Annotated in this window: 13 protein-coding genes; 7 read left to right on the plus strand and 6 right to left on the minus strand. The window is 38.7% G+C overall.

Translation table 11 applies throughout. From position 1 onward, the window contains the following. The first annotated feature begins 74 nt into the window (after positions 1-74). Positions 75-1,310, plus strand: a complete 1,236-nt coding sequence (locus BV375_RS27970; RefSeq protein WP_243714077.1) for an ABC transporter substrate-binding protein — start codon at positions 75-77, stop codon at positions 1,308-1,310. Here the strand turns inward: BV375_RS27970 and BV375_RS27975 are convergent. The 6 genes from BV375_RS27975 to BV375_RS28000 all read right to left on the minus strand — a co-directional run bounded on the left by BV375_RS27975 (position 1,294) and on the right by BV375_RS28000 (position 10,268). Further along, positions 1,294-2,559, minus strand: a complete 1,266-nt coding sequence (locus tag BV375_RS27975) for a glycosyltransferase (protein WP_086766551.1) — start codon at positions 2,557-2,559, stop codon at positions 1,294-1,296. The two genes, BV375_RS27970 and BV375_RS27975, sit on opposite strands and share 17 nt — an antisense overlap. A gap of 198 nt (positions 2,560-2,757) precedes the next feature. Then, positions 2,758-3,879, minus strand: coding sequence for a glycosyltransferase family 9 protein (locus BV375_RS27980; protein WP_086766553.1), 1,122 nt, complete (start codon positions 3,877-3,879; stop codon positions 2,758-2,760). Between the two features lie 81 nt (positions 3,880-3,960). Continuing rightward, positions 3,961-5,403: a glycosyltransferase gene (locus BV375_RS27985; protein ID WP_086766555.1), complete on the minus strand. Its 1,443-nt coding sequence runs from the start codon at positions 5,401-5,403 to the stop codon at positions 3,961-3,963. A gap of 26 nt (positions 5,404-5,429) precedes the next feature. Next, the gene (locus BV375_RS27990; RefSeq protein WP_086766557.1) at positions 5,430-5,996 is read right to left on the minus strand and encodes a Uma2 family endonuclease; all 567 of its coding nucleotides are present in this window, start codon (positions 5,994-5,996) and stop codon (positions 5,430-5,432) included. A gap of 179 nt (positions 5,997-6,175) precedes the next feature. Continuing rightward, positions 6,176-7,558: a tetratricopeptide repeat-containing glycosyltransferase family protein gene (locus BV375_RS27995; protein ID WP_086766559.1), complete on the minus strand. Its 1,383-nt coding sequence runs from the start codon at positions 7,556-7,558 to the stop codon at positions 6,176-6,178. 355 nt (positions 7,559-7,913) lie between these two features. Next, a complete protein-coding gene (locus BV375_RS28000; protein WP_243714078.1) occupies positions 7,914-10,268 on the minus strand; it encodes an ATP-binding protein in 2,355 nt (784 codons plus the stop codon). A gap of 360 nt (positions 10,269-10,628) precedes the next feature. On the opposite strand from BV375_RS28000, the gene BV375_RS28005 reads away from it, so the two are divergent. From BV375_RS28005 to petE, 6 genes are all read left to right on the plus strand, one after another. After that, a complete protein-coding gene (locus BV375_RS28005) occupies positions 10,629-11,537 on the plus strand; it encodes a sugar ABC transporter permease (RefSeq protein ID WP_086766562.1) in 909 nt (302 codons plus the stop codon). Next, positions 11,534-12,370, plus strand: coding sequence for a carbohydrate ABC transporter permease (locus tag BV375_RS28010; protein ID WP_086766564.1), 837 nt, complete (start codon positions 11,534-11,536; stop codon positions 12,368-12,370). Before BV375_RS28005 ends, BV375_RS28010 begins: the two co-directional genes overlap by 4 nt. 192 nt (positions 12,371-12,562) lie before the next feature. Further along, a complete protein-coding gene (locus BV375_RS28015; RefSeq protein ID WP_086766566.1) occupies positions 12,563-12,778 on the plus strand; it encodes a hypothetical protein in 216 nt (71 codons plus the stop codon). A 110-nt stretch (positions 12,779-12,888) separates the two neighbouring features. Further along, positions 12,889-13,380, plus strand: coding sequence for a photosystem II cytochrome c-550 (gene psbV / locus BV375_RS28020; protein WP_086766568.1), 492 nt, complete (start codon positions 12,889-12,891; stop codon positions 13,378-13,380). 165 nt (positions 13,381-13,545) lie between these two features. Continuing rightward, positions 13,546-14,043, plus strand: a complete 498-nt coding sequence (gene psbV2, locus BV375_RS28025) for a photosystem II cytochrome PsbV2 (RefSeq protein ID WP_086766570.1) — start codon at positions 13,546-13,548, stop codon at positions 14,041-14,043. A 257-nt stretch (positions 14,044-14,300) separates the two neighbouring features. Next, the gene (petE, locus tag BV375_RS28030) at positions 14,301-14,717 is read left to right on the plus strand and encodes a plastocyanin (protein ID WP_086766572.1); all 417 of its coding nucleotides are present in this window, start codon (positions 14,301-14,303) and stop codon (positions 14,715-14,717) included. The last annotated feature ends 434 nt before the right edge of the window (positions 14,718-15,151 follow it).

Here is a 15,151-nt window from a genome sequence, read left to right on the forward strand (position 1 = left end):
AAACCTCAGTTATCAACTACAAACGATATAAGTAAGGACAGAGAAACTGTAATTATTACGTGATTAGAAGCAGGTTGTTCAAGTTTTTCGGACTGGCAATAGCGATCGCGATCGCCATTATTGGTTGCCACAGTCTATCACTACCAAGCGCATCCACAAAAGTTACTGTCAAACTTAGCGGTTGGGGAGGCAATCAAGTTGAGCAAAAACTCCTCAAACAGGTATTACAAGACTTTGAAGCACAGCACCCCAAGATCCAAGTCAAGTATGAGGTGATTTCCGACCAATACATGGACGTAATCAAAACTCGCTTGGTTGGGGAAGCCGCACCCGATGTTTTCTATCTGGATGCGCTGGAGGCTCCTTTCCTGATGAGTCAAGATGTTTTGGAACCGCTAGATGCTTACATTACTCCCGAATTTGACTTAGCAGACTTTGAAACTAACCTACTTAATAGCTTCAAATACCAAAACCGAATTTACGGTTTCCCCAAAGACTATTCCACCCTGTCACTGTTTTACAACAAAAAAGCCTTCGCCACCGCAGGCTTGGCTAGTCCGCCAACTACTTGGGAGGAATTACGCAGCTACTCTCGGCAGTTAACAGGCAAACTGAACAAATATGGCTTTGGGGAAATTCCCGAACTAGCACGTCAAGCTTATAAAATCAAAGCCTTTGGCGGGCAAATCATTGGTCAAAATGATTACGCAACCTTTGCTAGGGAAGGGAGTTTGCAGGGATTGCAGTTGGTAGTAGACCAGTATCAAAAAGACCATTCCTCCGCCCAAAAATCTGATGTGGGAACGAGTTCAGGTAGCGAAATGTTTGGTCAGAATAAGGTGGCAATGGTAATTGAAGGCAACTGGGCAATTCCTTACCTGAATGACACTTTTCCCAATCTGGAGTTTGCTACCGCAGAATTGCCGACAATGAATGGCATAAAAAACACTATGGTTTTTACCGTTGCCTACGTGATGAATAAACAAGCAAAACACAAAGCTGAAGCTTGGGAATTAATTTCCTATCTTACAGGTAAAGAAGGGATGCAAAAGTGGACGGGAACAGGGTTTGCGCTACCAACAAGGAAATCTGTAGCAGAGAAATTAGGCTACGACAAAGACCCGTTGCGATCGCCATTTGTCAGTGGTGTGGCCTACGCTACACCTTGGCAAGCAGGTAAATATCCAGCTGCGATCGTCAATAACTTTGATAACCAGTTTATTAGCGCCTTGTTAGGGCAACAACCATTAAAGCAGACAATGATACGGGCAGAAATTGAAGCGAACAAGCAAATTAAAGCGATGCAGTAATACGCTCAATCGCATCACACGCCATCCCAACCCCATTTTCTGCTTGAATAATACGTCCGATTTCTGCTGCTTTAGCTGCATAGTTGGGATTTTCTAATAATTCACGTAACTCCTTAGCTACTCGTGCCGCTAAATACTGCTTACGGGAAATATTACGCGAAGTTCCCAGACGTTCAACTCTTGCTGCATTGTCTGGCTGATCATGGCTATAGGGCATCACCAGCGTTGGACAACCTGCCCGTAATGCTTGAGCCGTTGTACCAATGCCACCTTGATGAACAATTGCACAAGCACGAGGAAAAATCTGAGAATATGGCGCATAGTTCACAGCAATAATCTCTTGTGTGAGGTTCTCTGGAGGCGCATTCTTGCCAATCAGCAAAACTGCACGCCGATTTAGGAGCTTTGCAGCTGCGATGCTCTCTTGGTAAAAGCTACCAGGAGCCATGACTGCGGCTGAACCAAGGGTAAAAACGATTGGCGGTTCACCTGAATTCAAAAATTGTGTGAGTTCTGGTGTCAGTTTCACTCCGCTCTCGCTGCCATCATAAAATGTAAATCCTGTAATGACCGTATTTACCGGCCAATCAGGTTGAGGCTTGGCGAATGCTGACGAGAACATTGCTAGCACAAGGTAGGGAGAATACTTATCATCAATGAAGGGATTGCCAACGAGTGCAGGTAAGCCTAGTTCGCGCCGCAGTTGATCAATCGGTTCCGCCCAAGATTTAGCAACTACTTTTGATAATTGAATAATGCCTCGGTTGATAACAGAACCAAACCCGCGCAGTTTGGCTAGAAATGGAAATACAGGGATTACCGATGGGTCGTAAACAGAGAGAAATGAGGCAGGTTGCAGGACAGCGAACGCCCACGGAATCCCTAATTTTTCTGCAACCAACCGAGCCGCCACGACCCCTTCACCCGTAACGATCAAGTCTGCATCTTTCGCACTGTTGATTAAATCTGTGTAGGTTTCACGTAAATTCGCGACAACCCAATTTTTGATAACATATTCTGTACCCGCTTTTAAATCCATCATCCGTGTCATCTCTTGAGGATTACTCAAAGCAGTATTGTCAGGGCGCATCCGATAAAACTCGAATCCCAAAGCTGTAATTTTGCTTTCATATTCTTTGTGCGTTGCAAATACTACATCATGACCACGCTTTTGTAATTCCAGTGCGATCGCAATTTTGGGATGCAGATCGCCAAAAGAACCAATGGTGGTTAAAACAATACGACTCACTTTTTTGTCTCTCAGTCAGCAGCACTGATAATCAACATAATTGATTGATTTTAAACCTTGCCTTCAGCAATTTACCAAATATTGCTATTTCTTTATCTGCTGTAATTATTGCAGCTTGAAGTCTCATAAAAAATCTAGACGCACTATCCCTCTGTGAGTTCTTCTCTAAACAGCGATCGCTCTTTTGGTTGACTTTTGTTAATCAATCTCCAGAAGCTCTTTGAGATAATTAATCGCTGTTTTGGGAGCTAGGTGAGTCATGCAAGGATGATTTTCAACCAAGCAGAACTTGTTTTTAAAATGGTGCTCCTGGCAGATGGTACACTTAAAATCTGACAGGGCTATTTTTACATGGGGTTGTCGGGGTGCCCAAAGCCTAATTGGACTAGCACCGTCACCATCTGCGTCATTACCAAAAATTGCGACTGTGGGGCAGCCAACAGCAGCAGCAATGTGCAGTAGCCCACTATCAAGAGTAATACAAACTTTCGCCTGGCAGCATGTACCAGCTAATTCAGTTAGCGAGGTTTTCCCTCTCAGGTCGATCAAGGAATTTTCTTTTAACAAATCCTCTTCTGTATTATTAGAGTAGTATAAAGTCTGCTGAATTTTCGGACTGCTACCAACTAAGCCAACTGTGAGTCGTTGGCTTTCACACCAGTTAATTACTTGTTTCCAGTAGCTTACTGGCCACATTTTGGCAGGGCGCGTGGCTGTAACACTAATGATTACATCAGGGACAGAAAAATTTGGCTGTTTACTAGGTAATTCTAATTTTAAAAAATCGGTTTCTACATAGGCAATTCGACAGAAAATTTCACTGATATAGTTACTACTAAGAATCTCTTGATGTCTTTGGATAAATGCTGGACTGTTCCAGTCTGGATCGCTAATAATCTTCTGTACTAGGTCGTGACTAGCGTCTAGCTTGAGGCGAAAATCTTCAGATAAAGCACCTCCTGCAACATACGTAGGGCGGATAGCAGTAACCGTGACTAAGTTAATTTCACTAAACTCATCACAATTAATTGCTAAATCATAAGAACCAGCAACTTCATAACGTTGACGAACAGCTTTAGCAAGGGTTTCAAGGAAGTCTGGACTGTCAGCATAAAGTGAAAATCGCCAGTCAATATATGGACTATGAATTTCAAAATCCTTGGTAATTTCACTGCCAAAAAAATCTAATATGCAATTAGGATATTTTTCTTTCAGACCTCTTAAAAGTGGTGTAGTTATTACAAAATTACCCACTTTAGTAGAAGAAAAAACAGCTATATGAGGATTTGCACGCAAAGGTTGATTAGAAAAAATTTCCATAATGATAAAATATGGCAACAGTCTCTTAGATTCCCGACTTCTTAAAGAAGTCGGGAATCTTTTTACTTTTTACTAAATTATCTAGCTAGTAAGTTTTTGAATAATAACCTGATACCCTTTAAATACAATCTGAATTTTATCTCTAAAAATTGTTAAAAAAGCATCTATAGCCAGCTTAGGGTGTTGAGTGAGATTATTCTGAACTTCAGGCCAATTGTAATCATCAAAAATTATTACTCCTTTGACTTTAACTAAACGCCAACTCAAGACAGCATCTTCAAGCACATTAGAGGCTATATGAGAACCATCAATGTAGAGAAAATCATAAGTATCTAAAGAAAGCGTTCGCAAGACTTCCTGAGATATACCAACAATTTTTTCAACTTTATCAGCTGAGCCTGTTAGAGCTATATTAAATTCAAATCTTGTTTCTAGAGATTTAATACAATCCGCATCTAAATTTTGATGCTCACAACTTCCCTCAAATGTATCTATACAGGTAATTTTGGCTGATTCATGAGTCAAGATATTATCAAGCAGCCAACTAGTCGCTCTTCCTTCCCAACTACCTATTTCTAAAAACTTGAGATTTGGTAAATTTGCAAAGTTTTTTAATACCTGTTGCCAAAGACAAATATGAATACTAAACCAATCTTGAGTAAATTGATAACCTTTATATATACAATTTTTTAAATATTGCTGGCGCTGTAAATATAAAAAATGTTCCTCTTCAATTTTATAAGCCTGCTCCAATAAATTTGGCTTTATATGATATAGTTCTTGAGATTCACCTGGCGGTAATTGAAACTTCGTAATTTGTTTATCAAATGCATTATCAGGATATCGGATATATTCGACAGTTTCTAAGTTAGTTTTGCCAATAGTAAAAAATTTTGAGAGCAAAGCCTGATAAGCACAATCTTCCGTTTTAGTTTGTTTATGTATCTCATCTTCAAAAAATCCCTCAATAAACTCATGACACTCTCTCCTAACGCACAAGTTTAGAGGTAGACTTTTTTCGATAGCATCTTGCCAATATGGATGAATTTTATCTTGAGTTTTGACCTTAGACCTAATTACATCAAAACGCTTTTCTGGCAATTTAATTGTCAAGTTATAATTATCACTTGCAAGTTGAAAAGATGAAATATTTGCAGGCTTATCTTGTAATAGCATAAAGCAGACATAGATATGTTCTGGTAAAAATAAATCGTCTGCATCACAAAAAAATATAATTTCACCTTGCGAATTTTTTACGCCTGTATTTCTAGCTGATCCTGCACCTCGATTGAAACTGTGATTTACGACATTACAAAAAGAGTTTTTGCAGACAAACTCATCTACAAGAGATAAAGTATTATCAATTGAAGCATCATCAACAATAATTATTTCTGCATTAATTAGTTGCGAATGAATGTAGCTTTTCTGGAAAAAATCAATGCTCTGGATAATACTTTCTAAGGTTCTGACTACAACATTCTCACAATTAAATGCTGGTACTATAACTGAAAAAGAACTGAGCATGTTAAATTTCCTGAATTTGTGTAAGCCTATTCAAAAACTACATCTTCGTAAAGCTCTTCTATTGTTCCTTCAAAATTAATACTGTGTAGTCGAAATGATGTAGTTTCTGCTGTGTAAGATTGCAAAACCCACAGTCCTTCATGATTACGGCGAAAACACTCTACTCGCTGACGTTTGGTGTTAATTAAAACGTACTCTTGCAAACTTTCTAAACTTTGATAATCAGCGAATTTGTCTCCCCGATCAAAGGCTTCTGTAGAGTTAGATAAAACTTCGACAATTAAACAAGGAAATTTTTTATATGCAGGAGTTTCCTGATCTCGTTGATCGCAAGTCACCATCACATCAGGATAGTAATATCGATTTAGAGTTTCGATACGTGCTTTCATGTCAGCGATATACACACGACAGCCTGAACCGCGTACATGATTACGAAGCAGAGCAAATAGATTCCCAGCTATGGTAACGTGGGGGTCAAGCGCTCCAGCCATTGCATAAATATAGCCGTCGATGTATTCGTGTTTGATGTCGCTTTTTTCCTCCATTTGGAGGTATTCTTCAGGGGTGAGGTAGATTTTAGGAGAAGCAATCATATTTAAAACCTCAAGGTTAAGCAATGGGTATTTCTTGATGTATTTTCTAGAATAACTTTTGTAAGCGATCGCCTACTCCCCATTCGATAGATCTATACCACTAATCAGTTAAATATATAATCTTTTAAAACTAAAAATTATTCCCACATCATAGACATATTCAAGATATTAATTAATGGCTAGACTGGGATAACTTCCGCCAGTCTCTGTTTCACTTGATAAAAAACACTTTTCCAATCACCCCGACTCGTTTGGCGAAATAAACGCATGGTAGGATACCAAGGCGTTTCCTCACTCTCTAATTGCCAACGCCAATCGGGAATTAAAGGCAATAATACCCATACAGGTTTACCCATTGCGCCAGCTAAGTGTGCTACAGATGTATCCACGGTAATGACTAAATCCAATTGCTGAATAACGCTAGCTGTGTCGACAAAATCATTCAGTACAGGACTCAAATCATGAACGCGATCACAGTTTAGCCAAGGTTGAATTTGCGGTGCATCATCCCCAACTTGCAAGCTATACAAAGATACATTCCCTACTTCTAATAAATCTATCAATAATTCTGGTGAGCACGACTTTTTTTGATGAAACTGAGGATTAAGTTTACCTGCTGACCAGACAATGCCAATGCGATATGCTTTAGATGCGGGAATAATACATCGAGAAGGTAACGGATTTGGTGCAAATATATAAGGAATAGTCCTAGGGATGGTATCAAAGGTAGTGTTGAAAATCCGAGGTAAGCTCATCAACGAAGCGTGATAATCATAAGCATAGATATTACAAAAGTTTTTGTTTATCACTTCAAACTTTTCTTGCAGATATTTTTGAAACAGCACCATTAAAGCTGGCTCAATACTAAAGACAACCTTAGCGCCTCGTTCTCGCAATAACTTCGCATAGCGAGAAAATTGAATCGCATCACCTAAACCTTGTTCATTCCAGAGAACAATAGATTTTCTCTGAATATCTGAACCATCCCACATGGATTTTTTAGGTTTTGTATGCAGAAATGTTTCTGTTTTAAATCTCCACTCAAATTCTGCAAAACCTTCGCAAAATCTACCACATGAGAGAAGTACAATCCCCAAATTACTGTGTGCTTCAGCTAAGTCATTTTTTAACTCAATTGTCTTTCTGTAGGCTGTTATAGCTTGCGGTAATTGTCCTTGTTCATGATAAGCAAAACCAAGGTTGTAATAAGCATGAACATCATCAGGTTGAAGGCTAAGTGCTTTTTTATAAAGTAAAATAGCTTGTTGAAAATCTCCTTGTTTTTGATAAATATTACCTAAGTTGGTATGGAAGATAGCCGATTCGGGATTTATCTTTAGAGATTTATTAATGCATTTAATAGCAGTTTGGTATTGATTTTGTTGTTCTGCAACTAGTCCTAAGAAATGCCAAGCATTAGCATTATCTGGTTGCATCTGTAACGCCTGCTGAAAACAACCTTGTGCTGCTGGCAATTTTCCAGATTGATAATACTGAGTTCCTAATGCAAGCTGCTTTTGGATTTGGTCATCATGCATGTGATAATTTTGTGCGATCGCCATTTATCGCAGGAATAGTATAAGTTCTGTAGTGATAAGCAGGCAAGTAGCTAATTGCAAGGTTTAATAACTTTGATAATCAGTATACTGATTGGTGGTTAATAAAACTTTACTTTATGACTGTAACTTCTGCCCTTGAAGGTTTTATCTCATTTTGTAGCCACCAAGTCTGGTATCGCATTATCAAACCAGACCAATAAGAGTCCGGTAAATTACCACTTTTATACCAATTCACGAAATTATTGATACAAATTACTTTCTCTGCTCCTCAATTCTCTTCAGTTATCAGTCCCCAGATTCCCCAGAGATGTTAATTTCCAATAATTTTAAAAGAGCGATCGCCAGCTTGATCTTACTCTTAAGTCAATCCCCATTCTAACTTTAGGGTTTCCAATTTAGGATTCTTCACACTTAACCGCTTACACTCCTCCAAAAATTCTTGTACCTGTTCTTCGTGAAGAGTTAACCCACCATCTTGGAGGTTATTAATGTAAGTGATGATATCGGAAGTTGTCAAAGATGAACTTATTTCTTCTAGCAAGATGGCATTTCTAACTTCTCTGCACACCAATTCGATATCAGATGAAGTAAATCTTGAACTTTTATCGGCTAAAATTTCAAAGTTAATAATCTGACTAAAATCTATTTTTGATAAATAGTGTTTAAACAACTCCTTTCTTTCAGATTCATCTGGGGGGAAGATAGGAATCTTCCAATCCAATCTACCAGAACGTTTCAAGGCACTATCAATCCCACTTAAATAGTTAGTAGCAGCAATCACAATTACATTACTATTTCTCAGATTATTCAGTTCAATCAGCAATTGGTTAATTGTGGCTTTTTGGTCTGTATGGGCGTTGTCTTCATTACGATTAAAGCCAATACTATCTAATTCATCTATAAATAAGACAGAAGGAGATTTCTTTTTAGCTTGAGCAAAGATATCCCGAATATTCTTCTGACTCTGACCTATCCATACACTTACAATATCAGCTGGAGAAAATTTAAAGAAATATCTACCAGACTCGTTAGCGAATGCATTTGCCAAGAGAGTTTTACCACATCCAGGCAAGCCATAGAAAAGAATTCCACTTATAGCATCTTTATATCCTTTAGATTGTAGCTTGAGGAGTTTACTTAATTTTTCTTTCTCTTCCTTTAAACCTTTGACTTGGCTAAAATCAAGCTCTAAGTCTGTGATGCGTTTACTAAGTGGACCTACTTTAATAAAATTAGGCTGCTTATCTTGATACTCAAAAGATGGATATTTAATAAAATCAAATGAAACTGGAACTAATTGGTACTTTTCATAGTCGGGAGCCATAATAATAATCTTAAAGTCGCTATCATAATATTTAGATAGTTTATATTCTAGTATTTCTTTAACTTTTTTGATTTGGTAATAGTTGCGTGCAATTTCAAAACCAGGAATTACTAGCCAAAAGCTCTCTAACTTGTTAGGCCATACTTTTGATTTTCTTAAAATTCGCTTTAGTGAGTCTAAAAATAAATTATTGTCCTGGAAATCTTGATATTTAAAAGTCTCTATTTCAACAATAACTTTTTTTTCTATATATATTTCTATGATTTCACTTTGGTATTCTTCATCATAATCTGAGGTATCCTCATCAGTGGTTTCTTCATCCCTGGAAGTCAACTCTACTTCACAAGCAATATTAAATAATTCATAGCCTAAAGTTTCCAGTGTGTTAATTGCAAAATATTTGAGATAGATATACTCTGTACTTTCTTGTTGCCACTTTAAAGCGTAGAAATGTTCTGATCTCATCCTCAGCAATAACTGTGATTCAGCTTGAATTTGAGCTTTTTGTAATTCTAAAAAGTAATTCCATAAAGAAGCCTCATCTTCCTCTATGTCGTAATAAGGAAGTTCTAGCAATAGACGCAAATGAGCATAAATTTCTTCTTTATACTCAATAGAGGATTCATTCGGGTATTTACATCTGAGAGTAAATGTAAAAGGAATTTTACTAGAAACTCTGTCTACTAAGTGTCCGAGAGCATCTTCTTGCTGCTGCGCTTGAATTTCTGCGGCTGGTGGGCAATGAAACAAAATAAAAAATTGTTCAGAATTATATTTATTTGCGTATAACGAGATCTGTTCAAACTGCTCATCAAATTTTTCGGAATCTAGTAGATCTATACCAGTAGTACCAAGTATGACACTAGTCATAGTTGAAAGATAAAAGTGATAAATATTGGCATCAGATAGTGTATTTTCTTGTTCATCATCGTCATCTGAAGCAATATTTGTCGTAAATTTTTGATTAGAAGATTTAGGTATAGTATTGTTACCACGATATTGATATTTTCTAATTAGTTCGTAATTTAAAATTTTGACAACAATATTAGAAAAGAAATCCTCTAACTGTGGAATCAGAAAAAGTCCTACTGGTTGGTTTGAGTCTAAACAAGCCTGGAAGCGTTCATATTCTTGCTCAGAACCAAAATCAAATAAATAATAGAAAAAATCATGTTTGACTGGAAATGCTGCATTTAATTTGGCTAAAATGGGTTGCGAATCAGCAACTGAGTTCTTGAAATCTATACCTTTAATCGAAATAGCTATTTTAGTATCTAAAGGAATATATAAATCAAATTTTGGCTCTGTACAAAGTCCTAATTCATCTAGAACATGATTAAAATCATCTATGAACGCTTGACTGCGGCGCTGATAGCCAAACTGCTCCATAATTGTTTTGACTCGTAAGCTTTTTTTGACTCTACCAGTGCGCTGAAGTTCGTTTTTGATTGAGCGCAAGTATGTTATATATGACATTTTGTATCTTTTTATCTTGATTAGCTAAGTGAGTATCCCCAAGGATATCAAACATATATTTCCCTAACTTGCATATACAGTTAACTTAAACAGGCGATGTCTCCTAACAAAGCGGTTTTTATTTAGCATAAATACTTAATCGCTCCTAGAATTTAGGCTTTTTGTTAGTACGTTTATTTCAGTACAAAGCTTTCCCAGTAGGAGTACGATAAATAATCATGCATAACCATTCACTACAGCTGGGTTGATGCGCGATTAAACGGAGGTTTAGTTGTGTTTGAAATTAGTAGGCGGCACAGAAAACCCAGGTGGAATATTACAGAAAACCTGGCTGGATATCTATTTATGATGCCCACCATTGTGGTTTTGGGGATTTTTGTAGTCTTGCCAATTCTTTATGCTGTCTTCCTATCCCTACATAAAGTCCAACTTCTCGGCGGTATTGACTACCAGTTCATCGGCTTTCGCAATTTCACGCGCTTGCTTGATGATGAAAGAGTTTGGATTGCTTTGAGAAATACAGCAGAATATGTAGCAATTGTAGTTCCAACTCAAACTGTCCTCGCCTTAGTCCTAGCAGTCACCCTGAATTCTGGAATTCAAGGGAAAAACTGGTGGCGTATCCTTTATTTTTTGCCGACAGTCACCTCTTCAGCCGTGCTAACACTGATTTTCATGTGGATTTACAATACCGATGGGCTACTTAATGATTTTCTTGCTTCTCTAGGGCTACCTACATATAACTGGTTAGGAGATCCAGCTGTTGCTCTCAAAGGCATCATGATCATGAATATTTGGTCAACAGCGCCGTTTTATATGGTGATTTACCTAGCGGCGTTGCAGGATATTTCCCAGTCACTTTACGAAGCCGCCGAACTGGATGGAGCGAATGGGTGGCAAAAGTTTATTCACATTACAATTCCTATACTCCAGCCTGTAACCTTCTTTGTCGTAGCGATGGGGGTGATTGGTACTTTTCAATTATTTGACCAGTCTTATATTTTCTCTGGTGGTACTGGCGGGCCAAACAATGCCACCCTAACCGTAGTACTACTAATTTACCAAGCTGTATTTCGGAATTTACAGATGGGTTATGCGGCTGCGATCGCTTTTTTATTAGCAGCGATCATTATTGCGATCACTTTGATTCAGCAGCGACTCTTTGGAGGTGAAAAACCTTGACTAACATCTCTCGCTTTTCCTGGCTCAGAGTACTGCTATATGTCTTACTCACGATTTATGGTGTAATCACTCTAATTCCTTTTTTGTGGGCACTCTCTGCATCATTTAAGCCCTTATCAGAAATTGTCGGGGGTACGCCTAATTTCCTCCCACAAAATTTTACTCTCGACAACTACAAACAAATATTTTTACAGGAACCCTTGTTTTGGCGCTGGCTATTTAACAGTGTGCTAATTGCCGTTAGCGTTACAATTTTAAACTTGCTACTTAACTCAATGGCAGGTTACGCCTTAGCCAGACTTCGCTTTGCTGGGAAACGCTTCTGGTTCTTGCTGATTCTAGCAGTCCTAGCAGTTCCAGCCCAGATTACCCTCATTCCCACCTTTTTGATTTTAAAAGCGATCGGTTGGTTAAATTCTTACCAGGGCATGATTGTACCTAGTATGGTCAATGCCACTTTCATTTTTATGATGCGGCAGTTTTTTGTTAATTTTCCCAGGGAATTAGAAGAAGCCGCGCAACTAGATGGCTTAAATACCTTGGGGATTTTTCGGCATATTGTCTTACCGTTAGCAAAACCAGCCTTAGCAGCACAAGCAGTTTTTGTATTCATGGGTAGTTGGAATAATTTCTTGCTACCTGTGGTAATTCTATTTGACCCAGAAATGTTTACTCTCCCCTTAGGACTGAACACCTTCAAAGGTCAATACATCAGCTATTGGAACTACATCATGGCCGCTTCTATGGTGTTTACCTTACCAGCTTTAGGAATATACGCCTTTTTCAACCGCTACTTTATTCAAAGTGTCACGTTTACTGGCGGGAAAGGGTAATTGTCATTTGTCATTTTTCCCCCTGCTTACCCTAATCTCCCTCATCCCCTTGTCTTCCTTGTCCTCCTTGTTCCCTTAATCCCTCACGATCCCCACTGGAACTAGAACCGTATTTTGGGCGACAAATTGCACTCTTAACGTGATATTGGTATTACAGCGACTCAATCTCTATATATCAGTTAACAAAACATTATGGGTGTTGCAGACCTATCGATCGCAGAGATAGCAACAGACTACAGTATTCCTGTGGCCAAAAGGTTTTCTCTGTACAACCACCTCTTAATTGCCGATAAACACCAAAAGACCCGTTTGGCGTTGGAGGCTGCAAAGGCAATTATTTTCCAAATATTGTCTGAGAAATACCCAAAAGCTACTAGCGACTTGATGGTTGCTACCAAAGCTACCTGAAGGGCTATCTGGGGCTTTGGTTTATAGCTCATGACAAAGAACAATTAGCAACATGGAGATTGAGTAACGCTAACTAGCTGTGTTGAGTGTCAAAATCTTTAAGGGGAAACATGTTTAGAAGATTAATTGGCGTTGTTGTAGCTACTGTTTTGCTAACGTTTCAGTTGATTGTCGGTAGCGCGACAGCCGTAGAACTGGATAAAGCTACCCGAACAGTGCCATTAAATGATAAGGGTGATACCGTTGTACTCAGCCTAAAAGAAGTCAAAGAAGGTAAACGCTTATTTCAATACGCTTGCGCTCAATGTCATGTAGGGGGCGTCACCAAGACTAACCAAAACGTCGGGCTGGAACCAGAAGCACTAGCACTGGCAACACCAAACCGTAACAATATTGAAGGTTTGGTAGACTACCTTAAAAATCCAACAACTTATGATGGAGAAGAGGAGATTTCTGAAGTACATCCCAGCACCAAGAGTGCAGATATTTTCACAGAAATGAGAAATCTCACAGACGAAGACTTAAAAGCGATCGCTGGTCATATTCTTCTGCAACCAAAAGTCGTTGGACAGAAGTGGGGAGGTGGCAAAATCTATTACTAAAGCCAGTAATTAGTACTGAGTACTGAGATCTGGGTGCTGAGCAAAGGAACTGGGGATTTTGGAAGACCCACTCTAGAATCCCCGCTTCCTATCAAACTCAGAACTCAGAACTCAGAACTCAGCAGTACATTTTGATGCACCTCACAATATCTCAACTAGCTGCTAATGCTGTATCGATTATTTGCTCGTTATCTCTTCCTAGTTCTAGTCATTGTCTTAGTAGAATATAACAGCAGTAATTTACCTGCCCAAGCTGCCAATATCGATCCTTATATAGGAAGGTATTTACATATCACTGAGCCAATTGCTTTAGAGGTAGATGGACAAGGCAATACTCGTCTGTTTTCACCATTGGAGTTGTCTGCTGGTAAACAACTGTTTGAAAACAACTGCATTAATTGTCATGTTGGTGGTGCAACTTTGCCCGATCCCCAAGTATCTTTGTCTCTTCAAACACTCAAGGATGCTAATCCGCCCCGCGATCGCATTAATGCTTTTGTTGTCTTTATGCGCCAGCCGATGACCTATGATGGGAGTCAAGAAACTTATTGGTGTCGTCAGTTGACCCCTAACTTTCTCTCACAACAGCAAGTGGAAAGTTTAGCAGCTTTCATTCTCACCGCAGCACAAAAGGCCCCAGGTTGGGGTACGGAAAATTTTTGAAAAGCTAGGGAGCATTTCTAAAGAAAAAATAAAATTCTTGCTTTTAGTTTTTACCTCATGCTTACCTTCGTTGTCTTTCAACTAGACGTATTTTGTTATAACCCACTCTAGTATTTATTCCTAGATTACACAAATTTTCACTATTTAATTTGCTCCATTATTAAAAAAAAATTCATCTACGACAGTTTGTCATATTTAGTGTTGATTTTATTTAAAATAAGAAAGGGAAAATAAAAACCGTTTGTTAGGAGAACGCCATGAAATTAATTGCGGCAAGCTTGCGTCGCTTTGTCCTAGCTGTGTTGACAATTCTTTTAGTTGTTAGCAGCTTCGCTATTTTTACTCCCAGCGCATCAGCTGAAACTTATAAGGTGAAACTAGGTACTGATAAAGGACAACTAGCATTTGAACCCAAGAAGATAACCGTTAAACCAGGTGATACAATTGAATGGGTGAACAACAAAGTTCCTCCCCATAATGTAGTGTTTGATGCTGCTCTCAACCCGGCTAAAAGTGGTGATTTAGCTAAATCTTTGTCTCATAAGAACTTGTTGATGAGTCCTGGTCAAACTGAAAAAACCACTATCCCCGCAGATGCACCTGCTGGTGAATATACTTTCTACTGCGAACCCCACCGTGGCGCTGGTATGGTTGGCAAAATCGTTGTCGAATAACTAGACAGTCAATGATTTTTCTGACTGCTGAGCAAAATTAGCACAGAGCAAACCACCATAATCCTACAGTGATGGATAATAAGCGGTTTCGAGTCCTATCTCTGCCTAGAATGCTGACTATTGGGCTATCTTGGTAATGGAAGGGATAAGCTCGTCACCGCTAATTTTAATATTACGCAAAAGTCATGGAATTACGTCATTACGAGCGTTCGACGAAGTCGTTCCCGTTCGGCAAAGCCGTTCTCGAAGAGTAGGGTAGCGACGTAATCGCCTCAAACTCTGCGATTGCTTTCCTACACTACGTTCGTTCCGGTCGCAATGACAAATTTTGCTTGCGTAAGTCCTGTTCTAATCTGAGCTTTGTTCATCTACTAACTAATAAGTAAGGCTCCCCAATAGGTACTGTCAGTTCTTCAGACAATGTAACTCTAAAG

Source organism: Nostoc sp. 106C (assembly GCF_002154725.1).
Classification (GTDB): Bacteria; Cyanobacteriota; Cyanobacteriia; order Cyanobacteriales; family Nostocaceae; genus Aulosira.

Bases quoted from the DNA above. Each gene is read 5' to 3' on its own strand.
- BV375_RS27980 (WP_086766553.1), bottom strand. From the start codon at position 3,879: ATGGAAATTTTTTCTAATCAACCTTTGCGTGCAAATCCTCATATAGCT.
- BV375_RS27985 (WP_086766555.1), bottom strand. From the start codon at position 5,403: ATGCTCAGTTCTTTTTCAGTTATAGTACCAGCATTTAATTGTGAGAAT.
- BV375_RS27990 (WP_086766557.1), bottom strand. From the start codon at position 5,996: ATGATTGCTTCTCCTAAAATCTACCTCACCCCTGAAGAATACCTCCAA.
- BV375_RS27995 (WP_086766559.1), bottom strand. From the start codon at position 7,558: ATGGCGATCGCACAAAATTATCACATGCATGATGACCAAATCCAAAAG.
- BV375_RS28000 (WP_243714078.1), bottom strand. From the start codon at position 10,268: ATGGAGCAGTTTGGCTATCAGCGCCGCAGTCAAGCGTTCATAGATGAT.
- BV375_RS28015 (WP_086766566.1), top strand. From the start codon at position 12,563: ATGGGTGTTGCAGACCTATCGATCGCAGAGATAGCAACAGACTACAGT.
- psbV (WP_086766568.1), top strand. From the start codon at position 12,889: ATGTTTAGAAGATTAATTGGCGTTGTTGTAGCTACTGTTTTGCTAACG.
- psbV2 (WP_086766570.1), top strand. From the start codon at position 13,546: ATGCTGTATCGATTATTTGCTCGTTATCTCTTCCTAGTTCTAGTCATT.
- petE (WP_086766572.1), top strand. From the start codon at position 14,301: ATGAAATTAATTGCGGCAAGCTTGCGTCGCTTTGTCCTAGCTGTGTTG.